We start from the raw sequence: 15,038 nt of genomic DNA, 5'->3' as shown, positions 1-15,038 counted from the left end.
CGCCGCAAGAGCCCCGTCTTCAGGCCGCCGAGGCGACCGCCGGCGAGATGCGCTTGCGCGCCTTCCTGTCCTCGGTGCTGCTGACGAAGGCCTGCGCCTCCTCCTTCCGCTCGAAGACGTGCGGCGCCACACCGCGCCTGTTGAGCGCTTCCTCCATCTTCAGGCGCAGGAACGCGCTGGTCGCGTAGCGAGTCGTGGTCGCGTAGTAATTCGCCTGCACGTACTGGACCATGCCGGCGTAATCGTCGACCAAGTTCTCGTTGAGCCGGAAGCCGTCGTGGTTGATCACGGCATTGACCCGCTGACCCGCCTTCCGGCACGCCTCGACGATGGTCATGCGCAGCTCGTCCATGTCGCCCTTCACCCGGCAGTACCAGCCTTCGAGGTTGATGAAGAGGATGTTTCGCTCTCCATCGTAGCTCACGCGCGACTTGAGATCGAGGTTGAGCAGATCCGAGATCAGCTCCATCGGCTCTTCGCGGAAGATGCGGGAATCCATCGGCACCGGATTGCGCACGACGGGCGCGAAATCCATGTGGGCGAGGATGTCGCGCTCGATGTCGATCCCCGGCGCAACCTCGATGAGTTCCAGGCCGTCCGCGGTCAGCTGGAACACGCAGCGCTCGGTGACGTAGAGGACCGGCTGCGAGCGCTCGACGGCGTAGGGACCTGAAAAGGTGTTCTGCTGCACCGCGCCGACGAACTTGCGGGCTCTGCCCTCGGTGACGATCCGCATCTGACCGTCGTTGACCGCGATCTCGAGGCCGCCGGCCGTGAAGGTCCCGGCGAACACCACCGTGCGGGCATTCTGCGAAATGTTGATGAAGCCGCCGCAGCCGTTCAGCTTGCCGCCGAACTTCGAGGTGTTGACGTTGCCGGCGGCATCGCATTCCGCCATGCCGAGGCAGGTCATGTCGAGACCGCCGCCGTCGTAGAAGTCGAACATCTGGTTCTGGTCGATGATGCAATCGGCGTTGGTCGCAGCGCCGAAGCTCGAGCCGGACGCCAGCACGCCGCCGACCGCCCCGGCCTCGGTGGTGAGGGTGATGTAGGGGGTGATCTTCTCCTCGTTGGCGACAGACGAGATGCCCTCCGGCGCGCCGACGCCGAGATTGACGACGCCGTTCGGCGGCAACTCGAAGGCGGCGCGGCGGGCGATGATCTTGCGCTCGTTGAGGGCCATCCGCTTGATGCCGGTCACCGGCACCCGGATCTCCCCTGCAAGCGCCGCATCGTGCATCACGCCGTAATTCATGCGGTGCATCTCGGGCTCGGCGACCACGACACAGTCCACCAGGATGCCGGGCACGCGCACGTCCTTCGGCAAGAGATAGCCGTCATCGACGATGCGCTCGACCTGGGCGATGACGATGCCGCCGTTGTTGCGGGCCGCCATGGCCTGCGCGAGACAGTCCAGGGTCAGCGCCTCCTTCTCGTAGGAGAGGTTCCCCGAGGGATCGGCCGAGGTGGCGCGGATGAAGGCCACGTCGATCTTGGTGGCGGTGTAGAAGAGCCATTCCTCGCCATCGACCTCGACGAGCTTGACGATGTCCTCCGTGGTCAGTTCGTTGACCTTCGCGCCGCCGTGGCGCGGATCGACGTAGGTCTTCAGGCCAACCTTCGAGAACAGCCCGGGCTGGCCGGCGGCGCAGGCCCGGTAGAGCTGCGAAATGACGCCCTGCGGAAGGTTGTATCCGCGGATCAGGTTGTCCTGTGCCGCCTTGGCGACCTTCGGCATACGGCCGAAATTGGCGGCGATGACCCGCGTGAGCAGGCCGTCGTGATGCAGACGGCCTGTCCCGAGCCCTTTGCTGTCCCCGGCGCCAGCCGTCATGATCAGGGTCAGTCCACGCGGCGATCCGGTCTCGACGTACCGCTTCTCGAGGGCGGCGTGCAGGGCCTCCGGGATGCAGCTCTGGACGAACCCCGTGGTGGTCACCACGTCGTTCTCACGGATCAGCGCGATCGCCTCCTCCGCCGAGATGACCTTGTTCTTCCTCATGGAGCCTGTGATCCTCCCCGGCATTGGGACGTGCGGCCGGCCTTCACGCCCGCCGCCTCCGACTTTGCCATGCGCCGCCCCGTCGATGCCGGGACATGTCGGCCCCTGGGATCAGCTGAGTTTTGCATACAATCGATATTGCACCGCATCAATATTTGCGGCATTGCACGAGGCTGATGCCGGCTGCTGACAATACTCTGAAAAAGTAGGACCGCGCTGCTGAAAAACTCTTCGGTCCACGATCAGAAAAATTGCTCGGTCGCGAATGGTCGAACCGATCGAGACACGGCGCGGCGCCCGCAGAGCGTTACGCGCCGCGACTGCGCTCTCCGACGGCCGACCCGTGCCCGCAACGCCTCCACGGGAGCCAAGCGACCGCTTGTGTCCGACCGCACGCGCTTTTCGCAGCCCAGGTGTGCGGGCTCACCGCGGCGTCAGCGGATCGGGTGTCTGTCTGTCTCGACACGACAGGGAGGCAACGATGAACCAAGATCCCAACGCCCGACGCGCAACCGCGGACAGCGACGCTCGGCCCCTCGATCGGAGCCGGGATGGTGACGCCCGGAGGCGGGAGGCAGTGGTGTCCGCATGGCGTCGCGCTCTCCGCAGGATGCGCGACCGGCGCGCTGCTCAAGACCAAGCCGATCCGGGCGGCTGACGACGCGAAAGCGTACCCGGATGCCCGAATGGTCACGGGACCGACCCCTTTTTCTCTACTTTGCTTCGCGCTGCGCGCGCCGCAGAGCGGGGGCAGCGGATGGGGAGTACATAGGCCGATGGACGACGACGTCGCAGACGGCACGAATGGTGGCGACGGGAGTTGCGACGCCGCCCAGGAAGCGAACGGGATCGCCTTCCTGCTGGCGAGCGCGGCGTATCTGGCACTGGCCGATGCGCATCTCCGGCGGGAAGGTCCGGGCGGGCTGGCGCTGATGGACGAGATCGAGGACCGCCTCACGGAGGCCCTGCAGAGCTTCGTCGATGAGACCTCCTACGACGACGCGCGGCCGGATATTCTCCTGCACGCAACCCGGAAGGTTCGCGCCCTGCTCGATGCGGGGCGGTCACTGGCTCCGGAAATGCGCCGCTTCCAGTAGGGGCCGAACGGCTACCGCTTCGCGAAACCGATATCCGCTGCCACCGCCTGCAGCCGATCCGGATCGCGCTCTTTCCGTTCGCTGTAGCGATCGACGAGGTCATCGGAACGCTCGCGGGTCAGCAGCGTGAACTTCATGAGCTCCTCGCATACATCCACGACCCTGTCGTAGAGCGGACCCGGCTTCATCCTGCCTGCGTCGTCGAACTCCCGGTAGGCCATCGGCACGGAAGACTGGTTCGGGATGGTGATCATCCGCATCCACCGGCCGAGCACGCGCAGGGCATTCACGGCATTGAAACTCTGGGAGCCGCCCGAGACCTGCATCACCGCGAGGGTCCGGCCCTGGGTCGGTCGCAGGCTCCCTTCGGACAGAGGCAGCCAATCGATCTGGCTCTTCATCACCCCGGTCAGGGTGCCGTGCCGCTCGGGCGACACCCAGACCTGACCTTCCGACCACGCCGACAGGCCGCGGAGTTCCTGGACTTTCGGGTGGTCTGCGGTCGTGTCGTCGGGCAGGGGCAGCCCGTCGGCGTCGTAGATGCGGACCTCGCCGCCCATGGCTTCGAGGAGGCGGGCAGCCTCGTGGCCCAGGAAGCGGCTGAACGAGCGCTCGCGGAGCGACCCGTACAGAACGAGGAACCGGGGGGCATGCCGGAATTGGGCCGCCGGCAGGGGCACACGGGTCGGTGCCACGAAATGGGCCGCGCTCACGTTCGGCAACCCGTCACGGGCCGACGGGGCTGGAGACGGGCTCTTGCTCAAGACGAGACCTTCCCTTACGTTCAAATCGTCATTTGAAGATTGAAATGGAAATGGACGACGCGCAAGCCCTGGCGGCCTTCGCGGCCCTCGCACAGGAGCACCGCCTGCGGCTCGTGCGGGCGCTCGTGACCGCCGGTCCGGAGGGGATGGCCTCCGGCTCCCTCGCTGACGTCGTCGGAGTCTCCGCTGCGACCGTCTCGCATCACCTCAAGGAGCTGAGTCGCGCGAGACTGGTCAGTTCGCGCCGCGACGGCCGCTCGATCATCTACAGCGCCGCGTATCCGACGCTTTCGGCTCTTGTCGCCTTCCTGATGCGCGATTGCTGCCAGGGACGACCGGAGGTTTGCGCGCCCACGGCCGAAACCCTGGCCACGAGCCTCTGCCCATCCGGAGACACCGCCCATGTCTGATCCGTTCGATGTCGTGATCTACCACAACCCGGATTGCGGAACGTCCCGCAACACCCTGGCGATGATCCGCAACGCCGGCATCGAGCCCCACGTCATCGAGTACCTGAAGACCCCGCCGGTGCGGGCGCTTCTGGAACGGCTCCTCGCCCGCGCCGGCCTGTCGCTACGCGACGTGCTCCGGGAGAAGGGCACGCCCTATGCCGAACTGAACCTCGGCGACCCGACCCTGACGGACACGCAGCTGTTCGAGGCGATCGCGGCGCATCCGGTCCTGCTCAACCGCCCCCTGGTCGTGACGCCCCGGGGCGTGCGCCTGTGCCGGCCCTCCGAGCTGGTTCTGGACCTGTTGCCGCCCCAGCAGGGCGAGTTCGTGAAGGAGGATGGGGAACGGGTGGTGGACGTGCTGGGCCGCCGGGTCGCGACCGCCTGAGCGTGACGACAAACGACGAGATCAAGACGCCCGGATGCTCGCGCTCGCCATTTTCCTGGTCACCCTCGTCTTCGTCATCTGGCAGCCGAAGGGTCTGGGCATCGGGTGGAGCGCCCTGGCGGGTGCGGCTGCGGCCCTCACCGCCGGCGTAATCCAGCTCGGCGACATCCCGGTCGTCTGGCACATCGTCTGGGACGCGACCTTCACCTTCGTCGCCCTCATCATCATCTCGCTACTCCTCGACGAGGCCGGATTCTTCCACTGGGCGGCGCTTCACGTCGCCCGATGGGGCAGGGGCCGCGGCCGACGGCTCTTCCCGCTGATCGTGCTCCTGGGTGCGATGATCGCGGCGGTGTTCGCCAATGACGGCGCGGCTTTGCTGCTCACGCCGATCGTGCTGTCGATCCTGCTGCGGCTCGATTTCAAACCGCCGGCCGCGCTGGCCTTCATCGTCGCCTGCGGATTCGTGGCGGACTCGACATCCCTGCCGCTGGTCATCTCCAATCTGGTCAACATCGTCTCGGCCAACTTCTTCGACGTGACGTTCGGCAGATACGCGGCGGTCATGGTGCCGGTGAACCTCGTCTCCCTGGCGGCGACGCTCGTCGTGCTGGGAGCGTATTTCCGCCGTGACATCCCGGCGACCTACCCATCGGAGGCCCTGGAGAGCCCCGCCGGCGCGATCCGCGATCCACGGGTCTTCCGCGCGGCATTCCCGCTGCTGCTGCTTCTCCTGCTCGCGTATCTCGTCACCGCACCGTTCGCCGTGCCGGTGTCGATCGTCACCTGCGCGGGTGCGGCGGTCCTTCTGGCCCTGGCGAAACGGAGCCGCGTCATCCCCGTTCGCAAGGTGCTGGCCGGCGCTCCCTGGCAGATCGTCCTGTTCAGCCTCGGCATGTACCTGGTGGTCTACGGGCTGCGGAATGCCGGCCTGACCGTCGCGCTGGCGCAGGGCCTAACGTGGCTCGCGGGCCACGGTCCTTGGATCGCCACCGTCGGCACGGGCTTCGCCGCAGCCTTCCTGTCGTCGATCATGAACAACATGCCCAGCGTGCTGATCGGGGCACTCGCCATCCAGCAGGCCCCCGACCTGTCACCGTTGACCCGCGAGCTCATGGTCTACGCCAACGTCATCGGCTGCGACCTCGGACCGAAATTCACGCCCATCGGCAGCCTCGCCACCCTGCTCTGGCTTCACGTCCTGGCGGGCAAAGGCCAGACGATCACCTGGGGCCAGTACATGAAGGTCGGCCTGATCATCACCCCGCCCGTGCTCCTGACAACCTTGCTGGCGTTGGCGACCTGGCTGCCGCTGCTCGGCCCGCGCTAGGCTCCTCGTGGCCGCCATCGAAGATCACCCCGGATCCGCCGCGCCACCCGTGACCCGCCGCTGGCCGGTGATCGCCGCCCTCGGGGTGGTCGAGATCCTCGCCTGGGGCTCCTCGTTCTACCTGCCGGCGGTGATGGCCGGACCGATCGCCGAGAGCACCGGATGGCCCCTCGCCTGGGTGGTGGGCGGACTGGCGTTCGGCCTCCTGGTTGCGGCGCTCGCCTCGCCCCATGTCGGCGCAGCGATCCACCGGCGCGGCGGGCGGCCGATTCTGGCCCTGGCGGCCGTGCTGCTGGCCGCCGGGTTAACGATGCTCGCCCTGTCGCCGTCCCTGCCGGTCTACCTTGCCGGCTGGCTGATCCTCGGGGCCGGCATGGGGTGCGGGTTGTACGATCCGGCATTCGCGACCCTCGGCCGCCTTTATGGAGCGACGGCCCGGCCGGCGATCACGACCCTGACCCTCTGGGGCGGGTTCGCCAGCACCGTTTGCTGGCCGTTATCGGCCTTCCTCGTGGCACATGTCGGCTGGCGGGGCGCGTGCCTCACCTATGCGGGCCTGCACATCGTCGTGACGCTTCCGCTGGTGCTGCTGATGATCCCGCCCGCGCCGGCGCTGCCGCCGGTCGACGAGCGGCAGCCCTCCTGCGCCGGCCGCCTGTCGGTGCGGGAGCGGCGGGCGTTCCTGGTGTTTGCCGGGGTCCTGATCCTCGGCGGGGCGATCATGTCCCAGGTCTCGGTCCATCTGCTCACCCTGCTTCAGGCGCGGGGCGTATCCCTCGCCGCGTCGGTCTCGTATGGGGCGCTGATCGGACCCGCGCAGGTGAGCGCGCGCATCGCAGAAATGGCCCTGAAGGGGCGGCATCACCCGCTCTGGACCCTGACGGCGGCCTTCAGCCTGATCGCCCTCGGATTATGGCTGCTGGCACTGGGATTACCGGGCGTCGCGCTCTGGCTGGTGCTTTATGCCGGGGGTAACGGGATCTACTCGATCGCGCGGGGCACGGTGCCGCTCGCCCTGTTCGGCCCCCTTCGCTACCCGCTGATCATCGGCCGCCTCGCCCGGCCGGCCCTGGTCGCCCAGGCTCTGGCGCCCCCGGTCGGGGCGGTGGTGCTCACCCAGGCCGGTCCGGGAACCCTGTGGTGGCTGCTGTTCGCCCTGGCACTGGCTGCCCTGTGCCTGATCGCTGCCCTCTGGCGCACGCGGTAACGGCGCGGGACCGGCAGCGATCTCCGCGCGGCGCGGAGTGGTGAACATCGCCGCCGTAATGTCGTAGATCGACGTTCTCAGCATCGGGAACCCGGCTTCACCGCCACGGCGGAGTCCTGGGTTGGCACGGCCACGCGGTTTTTCGAGACGACGGCGAGGTGGCAGGCTCCATTCTGGAGGAGCGGCAATCCCGGTCGTGGCAATGCGAATGGCACCGCTCGTACCGAGAGACAGCGTTATTTTGAACTTCGCCGTCCGCGCCCGGGAACCGATCAGTTGCTGAGACGGACGGACGCGACCGCCGTCGAGAACAGCTTGAGCATGGCAGCGGTGATGTCGCCGCCCGAGGCCACGGGGAAGTAGAGGCCGTCGGACGCGCAAGACTGCAGAGCGGGCCCGATCTTCGACTCGTACGGTCGGACATAGCTGTTGTAGAAGCTGTTGTCGTAGATCGGCAGGTATTGCGTATAAATAATCCCGATCCGGACGTTATTGCTCTTCAACGCATTGCACGTCGACGGGCTGAACGGCCCGATGAATCGGTTGCTCTGATACTGGAAGCCGGCGCTTTGGTTCGTGACGCTCCCCGCGGTATCCTCGACACCATCGGTTACGAGAAACAGGAAACGGATCGGCGTCGCTGCGGTGATACCGTTCCCGCTGGCGGGGATCGTGCTGTTCATCTTCGTGATGGCACGCTCGAAATCTGTCTGGTTGTCCGACTGATTGTAGTATGCATATGCGATGTCGATGTTCGGAGCGGCAGTTTTGATCTGGCTCAGTGTCGGCGTCATCGCTTGAAGACGGGTCTGTGTGGTCGAGTCGTTGAAGGTCCACATTTCCATCTGGAATTGCTGCGGTAGCGACATGCTCGCATTCGCCTGATCGACGAGCGCCGACACGGCATCACGCAACACCTGAATGCGGAGCTTGATGTTGTTCTTCAACGCGACATGGTAGAAATCACTCTGACTGTCGCCCGTGATATTCCCCTTGCTATCGAAGGTGTGCTGGTGGCACGCGAAGGCGCAGCCGCCGGTCGCGATCTTCATATTGGCGACATCCGTGTCGGTTGCCGCGAGCCCCATGGATGGCGAATTGTCGAGCAGAAGATAAAAGTTGATATACTGAAACATATTGCGGACGCTTGACGAAATTCCGTTGATATTCATCGCGGGAATTCTCATCATCGACGCGAGCGTCGTCTTCACCGTCGCCGTGTAGCTGGCCGTCACGCTGAGGGTGGTCGAATTGGTCACCGGCGATCCCGGCGAGAACGAGGTCACCGTGACGCCCGGGACCTTGGCGGCCTCGGTTCGGAACTGGGCCTCCATGTTCTGGAGGTTGGTCGTCGAAATCGTGTTCGTCTTCTGCGAGATGACGGCCAGGACGGCGCCATCGAGGGCTGCGTCGAGCTGCGCCTTCGCGGCATTGCGGCGGCCGTAATCCACGGCCGCCGCCGTGGCGAACAGGATCGGCATCGTGACCAGGGCGAAGGTGAGCGCGACCTGACCGGACCGGGCCTGCCCGTACGCCCGGGTGAGCTGCCTGAGATACCGGGTGGCCCGGTCTGGGAAAACGGACACCTGTCGCCCCTGGGTCGCTAGTTGAAGACCGGGCAGGCCACGCCGCCTGGCATGATGATTTCGCTCGCGGTGCGCTCGGACCACGGGACCTGCCGTGTGAAGGTCAGTCCGCGGGTGCCGAAGATCCACTTGTACAGGGCGCTGCCGATGATCGGCGTGTAGGTCATCGTGACTTCGGCCAGGATGTAGCGTGCGCCGTCGTACTGATAGACTGCCGGCGTCGGGGGGAGGCCGTTGGTTCCGTTGAGCTGCTGCGCCGGACGCTTCGCCGCATTCTGGGGCCAGCTAGAGCAGACACCCCCGTAGAGCGTGCCCGAGATCGACTCGACCCCCATGGCGTTGACGACGATCTGAAGACCCGACGCATCCAGCGGACGGAGGATTGCGGTCGCGGCGCCGGCAATGGTCGCCATGCTGTCGGCGGAGGGATTCGGATTGTCCGCGCGCCCCGAGAGATCGCTCAGCGTCCGCGCGAACAGCGTCAGCTTGCGGTTCGCGTCGACCATGCGGGTAAGTTCCGCGGTGGCGAAGTAGAGGACGATGAGCAGCGGCAACACGAAGGCGAACTCGACCGCGGCGATCCCGCGTTCGTCGCGTCGGTAGCGCGCCAGGGCTCCCCGCCATTCACCCATCAGGAGCACACGGACTGGGTGGTGTAGGGCTCCACCTTGAACACCGTCGCGGCCTGGATCACCCGGCGCCGGTTCGGCAGGCTCGGCGTGGCCGCACCGAGCAGCGGGAAGAAAACCGGGATGTCCACGGCGGCCTGCACCACCACGATGGCGGAGGCGCCGGCGCAGGAATAACTGGCGAAATTGGCGTTCCAGTTGCTGGTGCCGCTGGCATCGGTCGCCACCGGCGAGACCGTGGTCGCGGTGGCATAACTGCCGGCCTGCGTGACGCTGACGCGCACGTTGGCGCAGTTGAAGATCGTCACGCGCGGCGTGCCGTTCGATTGCGTGCAGATGGCCGTCCGGAAACGGGACATCAACGTCGCAGGATCGGTGGTCCCGGCATTCGCGGTCTGGAAAGAGCCTGTGTAAATCTGACGGCTCGCGTCGGCGACGGCCTGCTGCAGGATTTCCTGCTCCCAGAAAACGATCCCGTTCTCGAGGCTCGCGCCGACCAGTGCAAAGAACGGGAGCGCCACCAAAGCGAACTCCACGGCCGTCGCACCGTCGCGCGCCTGCGCGAGGCGCGCAGCATGGTGGCGGGCGTCGAGCCAGCCAACCACCGGTCGAAGTGCCGTTCTCACATTCCAGCTCAAATCTGTGCGCTCCGCGATGCAGGAGAGCATCAAAAACTTACTTTTCTTCATGCACGGCGAGTCAAAGTTGACTGTCCGTCGCGTTCGACTCGCATGTAGGATTGAAATACAATCTTTAACATCAATTATTGGTTGAATTGCACCCGGACGGCGCTGTGGGTCGGCGCGACGGCCGCGACAGCGCCCAAAAAATCGAACGCTTTCTGTTGGCCAAGCCAATTGATCGACATCGCGCAAACTGAGGGCGAGAGGCCGTCGAGGAAGCGGAGTCTCTGAGAGTCCGGACGGAGATGGTCGACGAATCCTCGAGAGATAAGCCCCATTAAGCGCAGATTAATACATTACTGATATTTTCCTCTGCTGAAATAAACGGAATGGCGATCCATTTCATGGCCCGCGCTCTGCCTCAAGCTGTCTCCATTGAAGAGGGTGTCGGGCTCCTGCGGCGCCAGCTCGTCTCGATTTCGGAGGCGATCGCCCGGACCCGCGAGGAGATCGCCGATCTCCGGCAGGAACAGGAAACCTGTCGCGTCCGCGACGAACTTCACGCGGTGGTGCAAGGCACCGAAGAGGCCACCAACGCAATCCTGACAGCTTCCGAGACGGTGGAGTCCCTCGCTCGCGGAATCGTCAAGCGGTCCGACGACGCCGCCACCCGGACCGATGCGGAGGCGATCCAGGCCGAGATGCAGACCATCTTCGAGGCCTGCAACTTCCAGGATCTCACCGGCCAGCGGATCTCCAAGGTGGTCAAAATCATCGTGCTGGTGGAGGAACGGGTCGGCGAGATGCTGCGCCTCTGGTCCGGCCCCGGCGAGGCTCCCATGCCGGCGAAGCTCGGTTCCCACAAGCGTAGCGGAGAGGCGGCCCTCTTGAACGGTCCTGTCCTGCCGGGCGAGGCCACCGTCTCGCAGGATACGGTCGACGCGATGTTTCCCTAGGCGCGACCCGGAAGAAGCGTCGATGGGCCGGATACTTCTGATCACGGACGATCCCGCGCGCAGCAGGCGCCTCGCGGAAGACCTCTCCGGTGACCGACCCTGCGAGATCCACGACCTTTTCGCCGCGGATGCGTCGGCCGGCGCCGCGACGGTTCTGATCACCGACGTCCTCGATCTCGGCGCCGCGACCGTCGGGCGCCTGCGCGGTTTCCTGCTGCAGAACCGCCGCGGTGCCCCCCTGGTCGTCCTGCTGCACACCGACAGCCCACGGACCCGGATGCTCGGGGTGATGCTCGGTGCGACGCACACATTCAGCGCGCCGTTCGACACGGATCTGCTGCGGAGCGCGCTCGGGATGTCTCGCACGCCGGCGCCGGCCGATGAAGCGCCGTTGCCCAGCTGCGCCGTGCGGACGGCCGCCGAAGTCCGCGGCTTCTACGCCTCGGTCTTCGTCCCGGATCAGCCGATCACGCCCGGGGTCATCGACAACGGCACCCAGGCCATCGACGACGCCATCCGGGATACCGGTATCAGGGACTGGGTCCGGGCGGTGCGCCAGTTCGACGATGCCACGCACCAGCACTGCCTCCTCGTCGCCGGGCTGGCGGCGGCCTTCGCGGCGAGCCTCGGCCTCGGGGAGCAGGAGCGTCACCGCCTGACCAAGGCGGCGCTTCTGCACGACGTCGGCAAGATCCATATTCCGGCGGCGATCCTCAACAAGCCCGGCCGGCTCGACGAGACCGAGTTGGCGGTGATGCGCCTACACCCGGAAAAGGGGCACAGCATGCTCGTCGATCAGGGCTTCGAGCCGCAGATGCTGCGCGTCGTCCGCTCCCACCACGAGATGCTCGATGGCTCCGGCTATCCGGACCGACTGAGGGCACCCGACATTCCCGACCTCGTCCGCCTCGTCACCGTCTGTGACATTCACGCGGCCCTGATCGAGCAGAGGCCCTACAAGCCGCCCATGGACAGCGAGGCGGCCTATGCGATTCTGGAGGGCATGGCGGGCCGGCTCGACCCCGCGATCGTCGGCGCCTTCAGACCGGTCGTAGCCGCATTCTCCTCTCATGTGTGATGGCCGGGGAGCGGATCTCGGCGTTTGAACCGCCGTGGATGCGCAATCCGTCGACGCGGCTCCGAAGCCTCCGCGGTCCGGCGGTGATCTGAATCCGCGGTGTCGGCGACCGCGTTGGTCGCGTGATCGAGTTGCGGTGACGAAGGGTCTTCGCGTCACGGCGCGGCAGGGCGTCACTCCCCCTTGGCCCGTGACCGCCACGCAGCGCCCCCTCGGATGCCGCGCGGTACCGAAAAAGGAGTACGCATTCCGGCGCGGGAACTGCGTAGCGTTGATGTTGGACCCGCCTCGCCGAGCCGCCGCCTCATGCCTCGCTTCCTCATCGATCTGCACGACGGAACCGACATCGTCCGCGACCGGGAGGGATACGACTTGCCTGATCTGGCATCGGCCCGGTCCCAGGCGGTGAAGATCATGATGCGGATTGCCCAGAGTCTGTCCGACGGACCCGGACGGCAGGATTTCGTCGCCGCCGTTCGCGACGATTCCGGGGTGGTGCGGCTGCGATTCCGGATGTCGCTGGATGCAGGCCCGGTCGGGTGACACGAGGTGGTCCGGTAATCGCGGCCGACCGCAGCTCGCTCGATCTCACCGAACCGGCATCAGCCGGTCGCGCGCCGCCCGAACTGCGCGGCGCAATGAAAAACCCGCCGAGTCATGGACTGGGCGGGTGAATTCGATGGTAGCGAGGGAGGGATTTGAACCCCCGACACAAGGATTATGATGCCCTTGTTATAACAATGTTTTCAATAACTTACGAGACTGGACGGCGTAAACCTTGGCTACATTGGCCAGTTAATTAGCTCGTTTTTGTAAAACTCTCAGGCCATGACGTGCAGTGCCCCTATTTCGGCCCGACATACAGGCGTCCTCACTGCTGCCGCGCCGGTATCGACTCGCCCAATGGACGATCTGGGAACTCGAAATTGTAATAATCGACGTAACCGTCACTGCACTTTGTTATGGCAGCTATCATCCTATTACACATGATCGCCAAGATCTTGCCGTTCAGTATGGTTGAAACATAGTCTTGGCTCAATACCCCGTGCGCCGACTTGTTCCTTTCGCGCCAAGCGGCATGTTCAGGATCGCCAAGTTGAAGACCTAGAAGCCCCACAAACCGGTTAAACATCAGATCCGAGGGTGTTTGATTCAAGTTCGATATCTTGTTCTTCAATATACGCATCTCCGCCTCGCCGACATCAATGCCATCGATCTGCCGAAGTAAATTCCTCTTAAGTTTCTCCCAATTAGTAACGCCAATGAGACGAGAATTCATAGACGGAAACAATTCTTTCGCATTCCGCTGAATTTGTTGCAACACCGCGCCGAAGCTTGCAGCAGTAGTGTGTGCCGGTGAGCACTTTGCATGCCAATAGGTCCAACATATCTCATTGAATTTGATGTCGTCATACAGAGCAAATAGGCTCCGAACCGTATGATTCACACGCTCGGTATCAATGATATTTTTGTAGCGTCGCTCATTAATGGGATATGGATGCTGCGGGTGCAGAGCGAAGACAGCTCCGCTAATGGTATTTGGATCAATCGACTTCATAAATGTTGCACGCCAGTCTTCGTCATATTCAGTGTAACCCCTCATGACGACCGGCAGCCCTAGGGCAAACGACAGACAATTTCGAATCTTATCTCTAACAGCGAGATCGAATGCGCCGTCGTAGACGATCATGCCTCGTCTTTTCTTTCCATCCTCTCGAGACATTGATGGAACGACGAACAAACTGATGTCATCAATATTGAGATGAAGGGCCGTCGATCCACCAGATCCTGACGCGCCTAGCTTCATATCCAATCGATAATTGCCACTTACCAACGAATTAACAACACTTTCCTGTTCCTCGTAATTGAGATTTTCGTTGAACATGAAATAGTCAGCCAAGTTATCTATCCACTCGACGACATACCTTGTTTTATCGGCCAAAATGAATTTGATCTCAACCGAATAAGATGAGTATCTATCTAACGTCTCGTCTTCGTGTTGCCGCTGAACACTTCCGTGTCGGCCGAGATGGATGACGTTGCGCAATACACAGTCGGCATACCCTTCCAAGCTGAGTCTTATGATATCCTGTGAGACCGCTATCGTCCCGGCACGATGGCTTCGTCCTATTTCTGAATGCGAGTAGCCTTTCGACCGCACTTCAAGGACGATGTCGTAGTTATCTTGCCTCATTAACTTAAATGACTTGACGACTGCGCCGGGATCTGGTGAGTCCATTAACGAGAACGGGGTTGTATTAACTTCGTGAAATATGGTTTCCTCAAATCTTCTCATTTGAACACTTCCAGTGTTATAGGTCGGACGTGCTTCACGGTCTATCTTAGTTGGTGCAATTAGGGCTTCAATTGATACCACTTAATTGGTATAACAGTTATCCGAGGATGTTCACTCGTCAGGCAATTGCGATCCCTGACCTCGCCGTATCACTCTCCGTTCCTTCGCCAGTTCTAAACGCTTCGGAGCCGTGTATACTGCCTCAAGTATCTCCACGACGAAATCGCAGATGTCGTCAACGTCTTGCGCAATAAGACTACCATCATGAACTCCGTCATTGCCGTCTTCGCGGACACACTCGGCCAAGTCTTTCAGGCTACTTGGCAGCCTATGATGATCGAACAGCCATTCTAATCTTGCGTGGAGAAACTTCCGGGCGTGTTTCAAACCCTTCTCGTCCTGATCCGACATGGGCGGCAACAACTCTTTTGTTGTTGCATCAAGGCACAGCCTAAACATGGCAGCAGCGGCGTTATAGCATTTGATTGCTCGACAAGCCGCACCTTCCCGAAACATCGCTTGTATGTTCTCAGGAAGATGATCCGGCGGACTGATAAGCATTATGTCCTTAACAGATACATATCCAAGCACATTAATATAGTCATTGATTGGAGTGTCATTGATTGGAGT

15 protein-coding genes are annotated in these 15,038 nt (G+C 63.3%); 8 read left to right on the top strand and 7 right to left on the bottom strand.

The genetic code is table 11. The features are described 5' to 3' along the window. Positions 1-19: 19 nt before the first annotated feature. The gene (locus AC1DXK_RS09015) at positions 20-2,002 is read right to left on the bottom strand and encodes an acyl CoA:acetate/3-ketoacid CoA transferase (protein WP_457104617.1); all 1,983 of its coding nucleotides are present in this window, start codon (positions 2,000-2,002) and stop codon (positions 20-22) included. Positions 2,003-2,778: 776 nt separating this feature from the next. Here AC1DXK_RS09015 and AC1DXK_RS09010 point away from each other — a divergent pair. Continuing rightward, positions 2,779-3,099 (top strand): hypothetical protein, encoded by a 321-nt coding sequence (locus AC1DXK_RS09010; protein ID WP_457104616.1) that lies wholly within the window; start codon positions 2,779-2,781, stop codon positions 3,097-3,099. Between the two features lie 11 nt (positions 3,100-3,110). Here AC1DXK_RS09010 and arsH read toward each other — a convergent pair whose 3' ends face one another. Continuing rightward, positions 3,111-3,863: an arsenical resistance protein ArsH gene (arsH, locus tag AC1DXK_RS09005; RefSeq protein ID WP_457104615.1), complete on the bottom strand. Its 753-nt coding sequence runs from the start codon at positions 3,861-3,863 to the stop codon at positions 3,111-3,113. A 50-nt stretch (positions 3,864-3,913) separates the two neighbouring features. On the opposite strand from arsH, the gene AC1DXK_RS09000 reads away from it, so the two are divergent. From AC1DXK_RS09000 to AC1DXK_RS08985, 4 genes are read left to right on the top strand one after another with little or no spacing between them, the layout of a single operon-like run. Further along, entirely contained in the window at positions 3,914-4,273 is a 360-nt protein-coding gene (locus tag AC1DXK_RS09000) for an ArsR/SmtB family transcription factor (protein WP_457104614.1), read from the top strand. Further along, a complete protein-coding gene (gene arsC, locus AC1DXK_RS08995) occupies positions 4,266-4,703 on the top strand; it encodes an arsenate reductase (glutaredoxin) (RefSeq protein ID WP_457104613.1) in 438 nt (145 codons plus the stop codon). Before AC1DXK_RS09000 ends, arsC begins: the two co-directional genes overlap by 8 nt. A gap of 34 nt (positions 4,704-4,737) precedes the next feature. Next, positions 4,738-6,033 (top strand): arsenic transporter, encoded by a 1,296-nt coding sequence (locus AC1DXK_RS08990; RefSeq protein WP_457104612.1) that lies wholly within the window; start codon positions 4,738-4,740, stop codon positions 6,031-6,033. 49 nt (positions 6,034-6,082) lie between these two features. After that, positions 6,083-7,240: an MFS transporter gene (locus AC1DXK_RS08985; protein ID WP_457104611.1), complete on the top strand. Its 1,158-nt coding sequence runs from the start codon at positions 6,083-6,085 to the stop codon at positions 7,238-7,240. A 272-nt stretch (positions 7,241-7,512) separates the two neighbouring features. Here the strand turns inward: AC1DXK_RS08985 and AC1DXK_RS08980 are convergent, their stop codons facing one another. From AC1DXK_RS08980 to AC1DXK_RS08970, 3 genes are read right to left on the bottom strand one after another with little or no spacing between them, the layout of a single operon-like run. Beyond that, on the bottom strand, positions 7,513-8,826 hold the full coding sequence (locus AC1DXK_RS08980; RefSeq protein WP_457104610.1) for a TadE/TadG family type IV pilus assembly protein: 1,314 nt from the start codon (positions 8,824-8,826) through the stop codon (positions 7,513-7,515). A 17-nt stretch (positions 8,827-8,843) separates the two neighbouring features. Beyond that, positions 8,844-9,458: a TadE/TadG family type IV pilus assembly protein gene (locus tag AC1DXK_RS08975; protein WP_457104609.1), complete on the bottom strand. Its 615-nt coding sequence runs from the start codon at positions 9,456-9,458 to the stop codon at positions 8,844-8,846. Then, positions 9,458-10,144: a TadE/TadG family type IV pilus assembly protein gene (locus tag AC1DXK_RS08970; protein ID WP_457104608.1), complete on the bottom strand. Its 687-nt coding sequence runs from the start codon at positions 10,142-10,144 to the stop codon at positions 9,458-9,460. Before AC1DXK_RS08970 ends, AC1DXK_RS08975 begins: the two co-directional genes overlap by 1 nt. 338 nt (positions 10,145-10,482) lie before the next feature. Between AC1DXK_RS08970 and AC1DXK_RS08965 the strand changes: the two genes are divergently transcribed. From AC1DXK_RS08965 to AC1DXK_RS08955, 3 genes are all read left to right on the top strand, one after another. After that, on the top strand, positions 10,483-11,034 hold the full coding sequence (locus AC1DXK_RS08965) for a protein phosphatase CheZ (RefSeq protein WP_477297488.1): 552 nt from the start codon (positions 10,483-10,485) through the stop codon (positions 11,032-11,034). Between the two features lie 22 nt (positions 11,035-11,056). Beyond that, positions 11,057-12,112: an HD-GYP domain-containing protein gene (locus AC1DXK_RS08960; protein WP_457104606.1), complete on the top strand. Its 1,056-nt coding sequence runs from the start codon at positions 11,057-11,059 to the stop codon at positions 12,110-12,112. Between the two features lie 216 nt (positions 12,113-12,328). Beyond that, entirely contained in the window at positions 12,329-12,655 is a 327-nt protein-coding gene (locus AC1DXK_RS08955; protein WP_457104605.1) for a DUF6894 family protein, read from the top strand. A gap of 328 nt (positions 12,656-12,983) precedes the next feature. On the opposite strand, the gene AC1DXK_RS08950 is transcribed toward AC1DXK_RS08955, so the two are convergent. Beyond that, a complete protein-coding gene (locus AC1DXK_RS08950; RefSeq protein WP_477297486.1) occupies positions 12,984-14,408 on the bottom strand; it encodes a hypothetical protein in 1,425 nt (474 codons plus the stop codon). Between the two features lie 111 nt (positions 14,409-14,519). Continuing rightward, on the bottom strand, positions 14,520-15,038 hold a 519-nt coding region (locus tag AC1DXK_RS08945; RefSeq protein ID WP_477297484.1), incomplete at its 5' end, for a DUF4145 domain-containing protein.

The sequence above is a fragment of the Methylobacterium sp. P3_A11 genome (assembly GCF_056403155.1).
The sequence above is the reverse complement of the archived record's forward strand: the minus strand, read 5'-3'. Positions and strand labels throughout refer to the sequence as shown.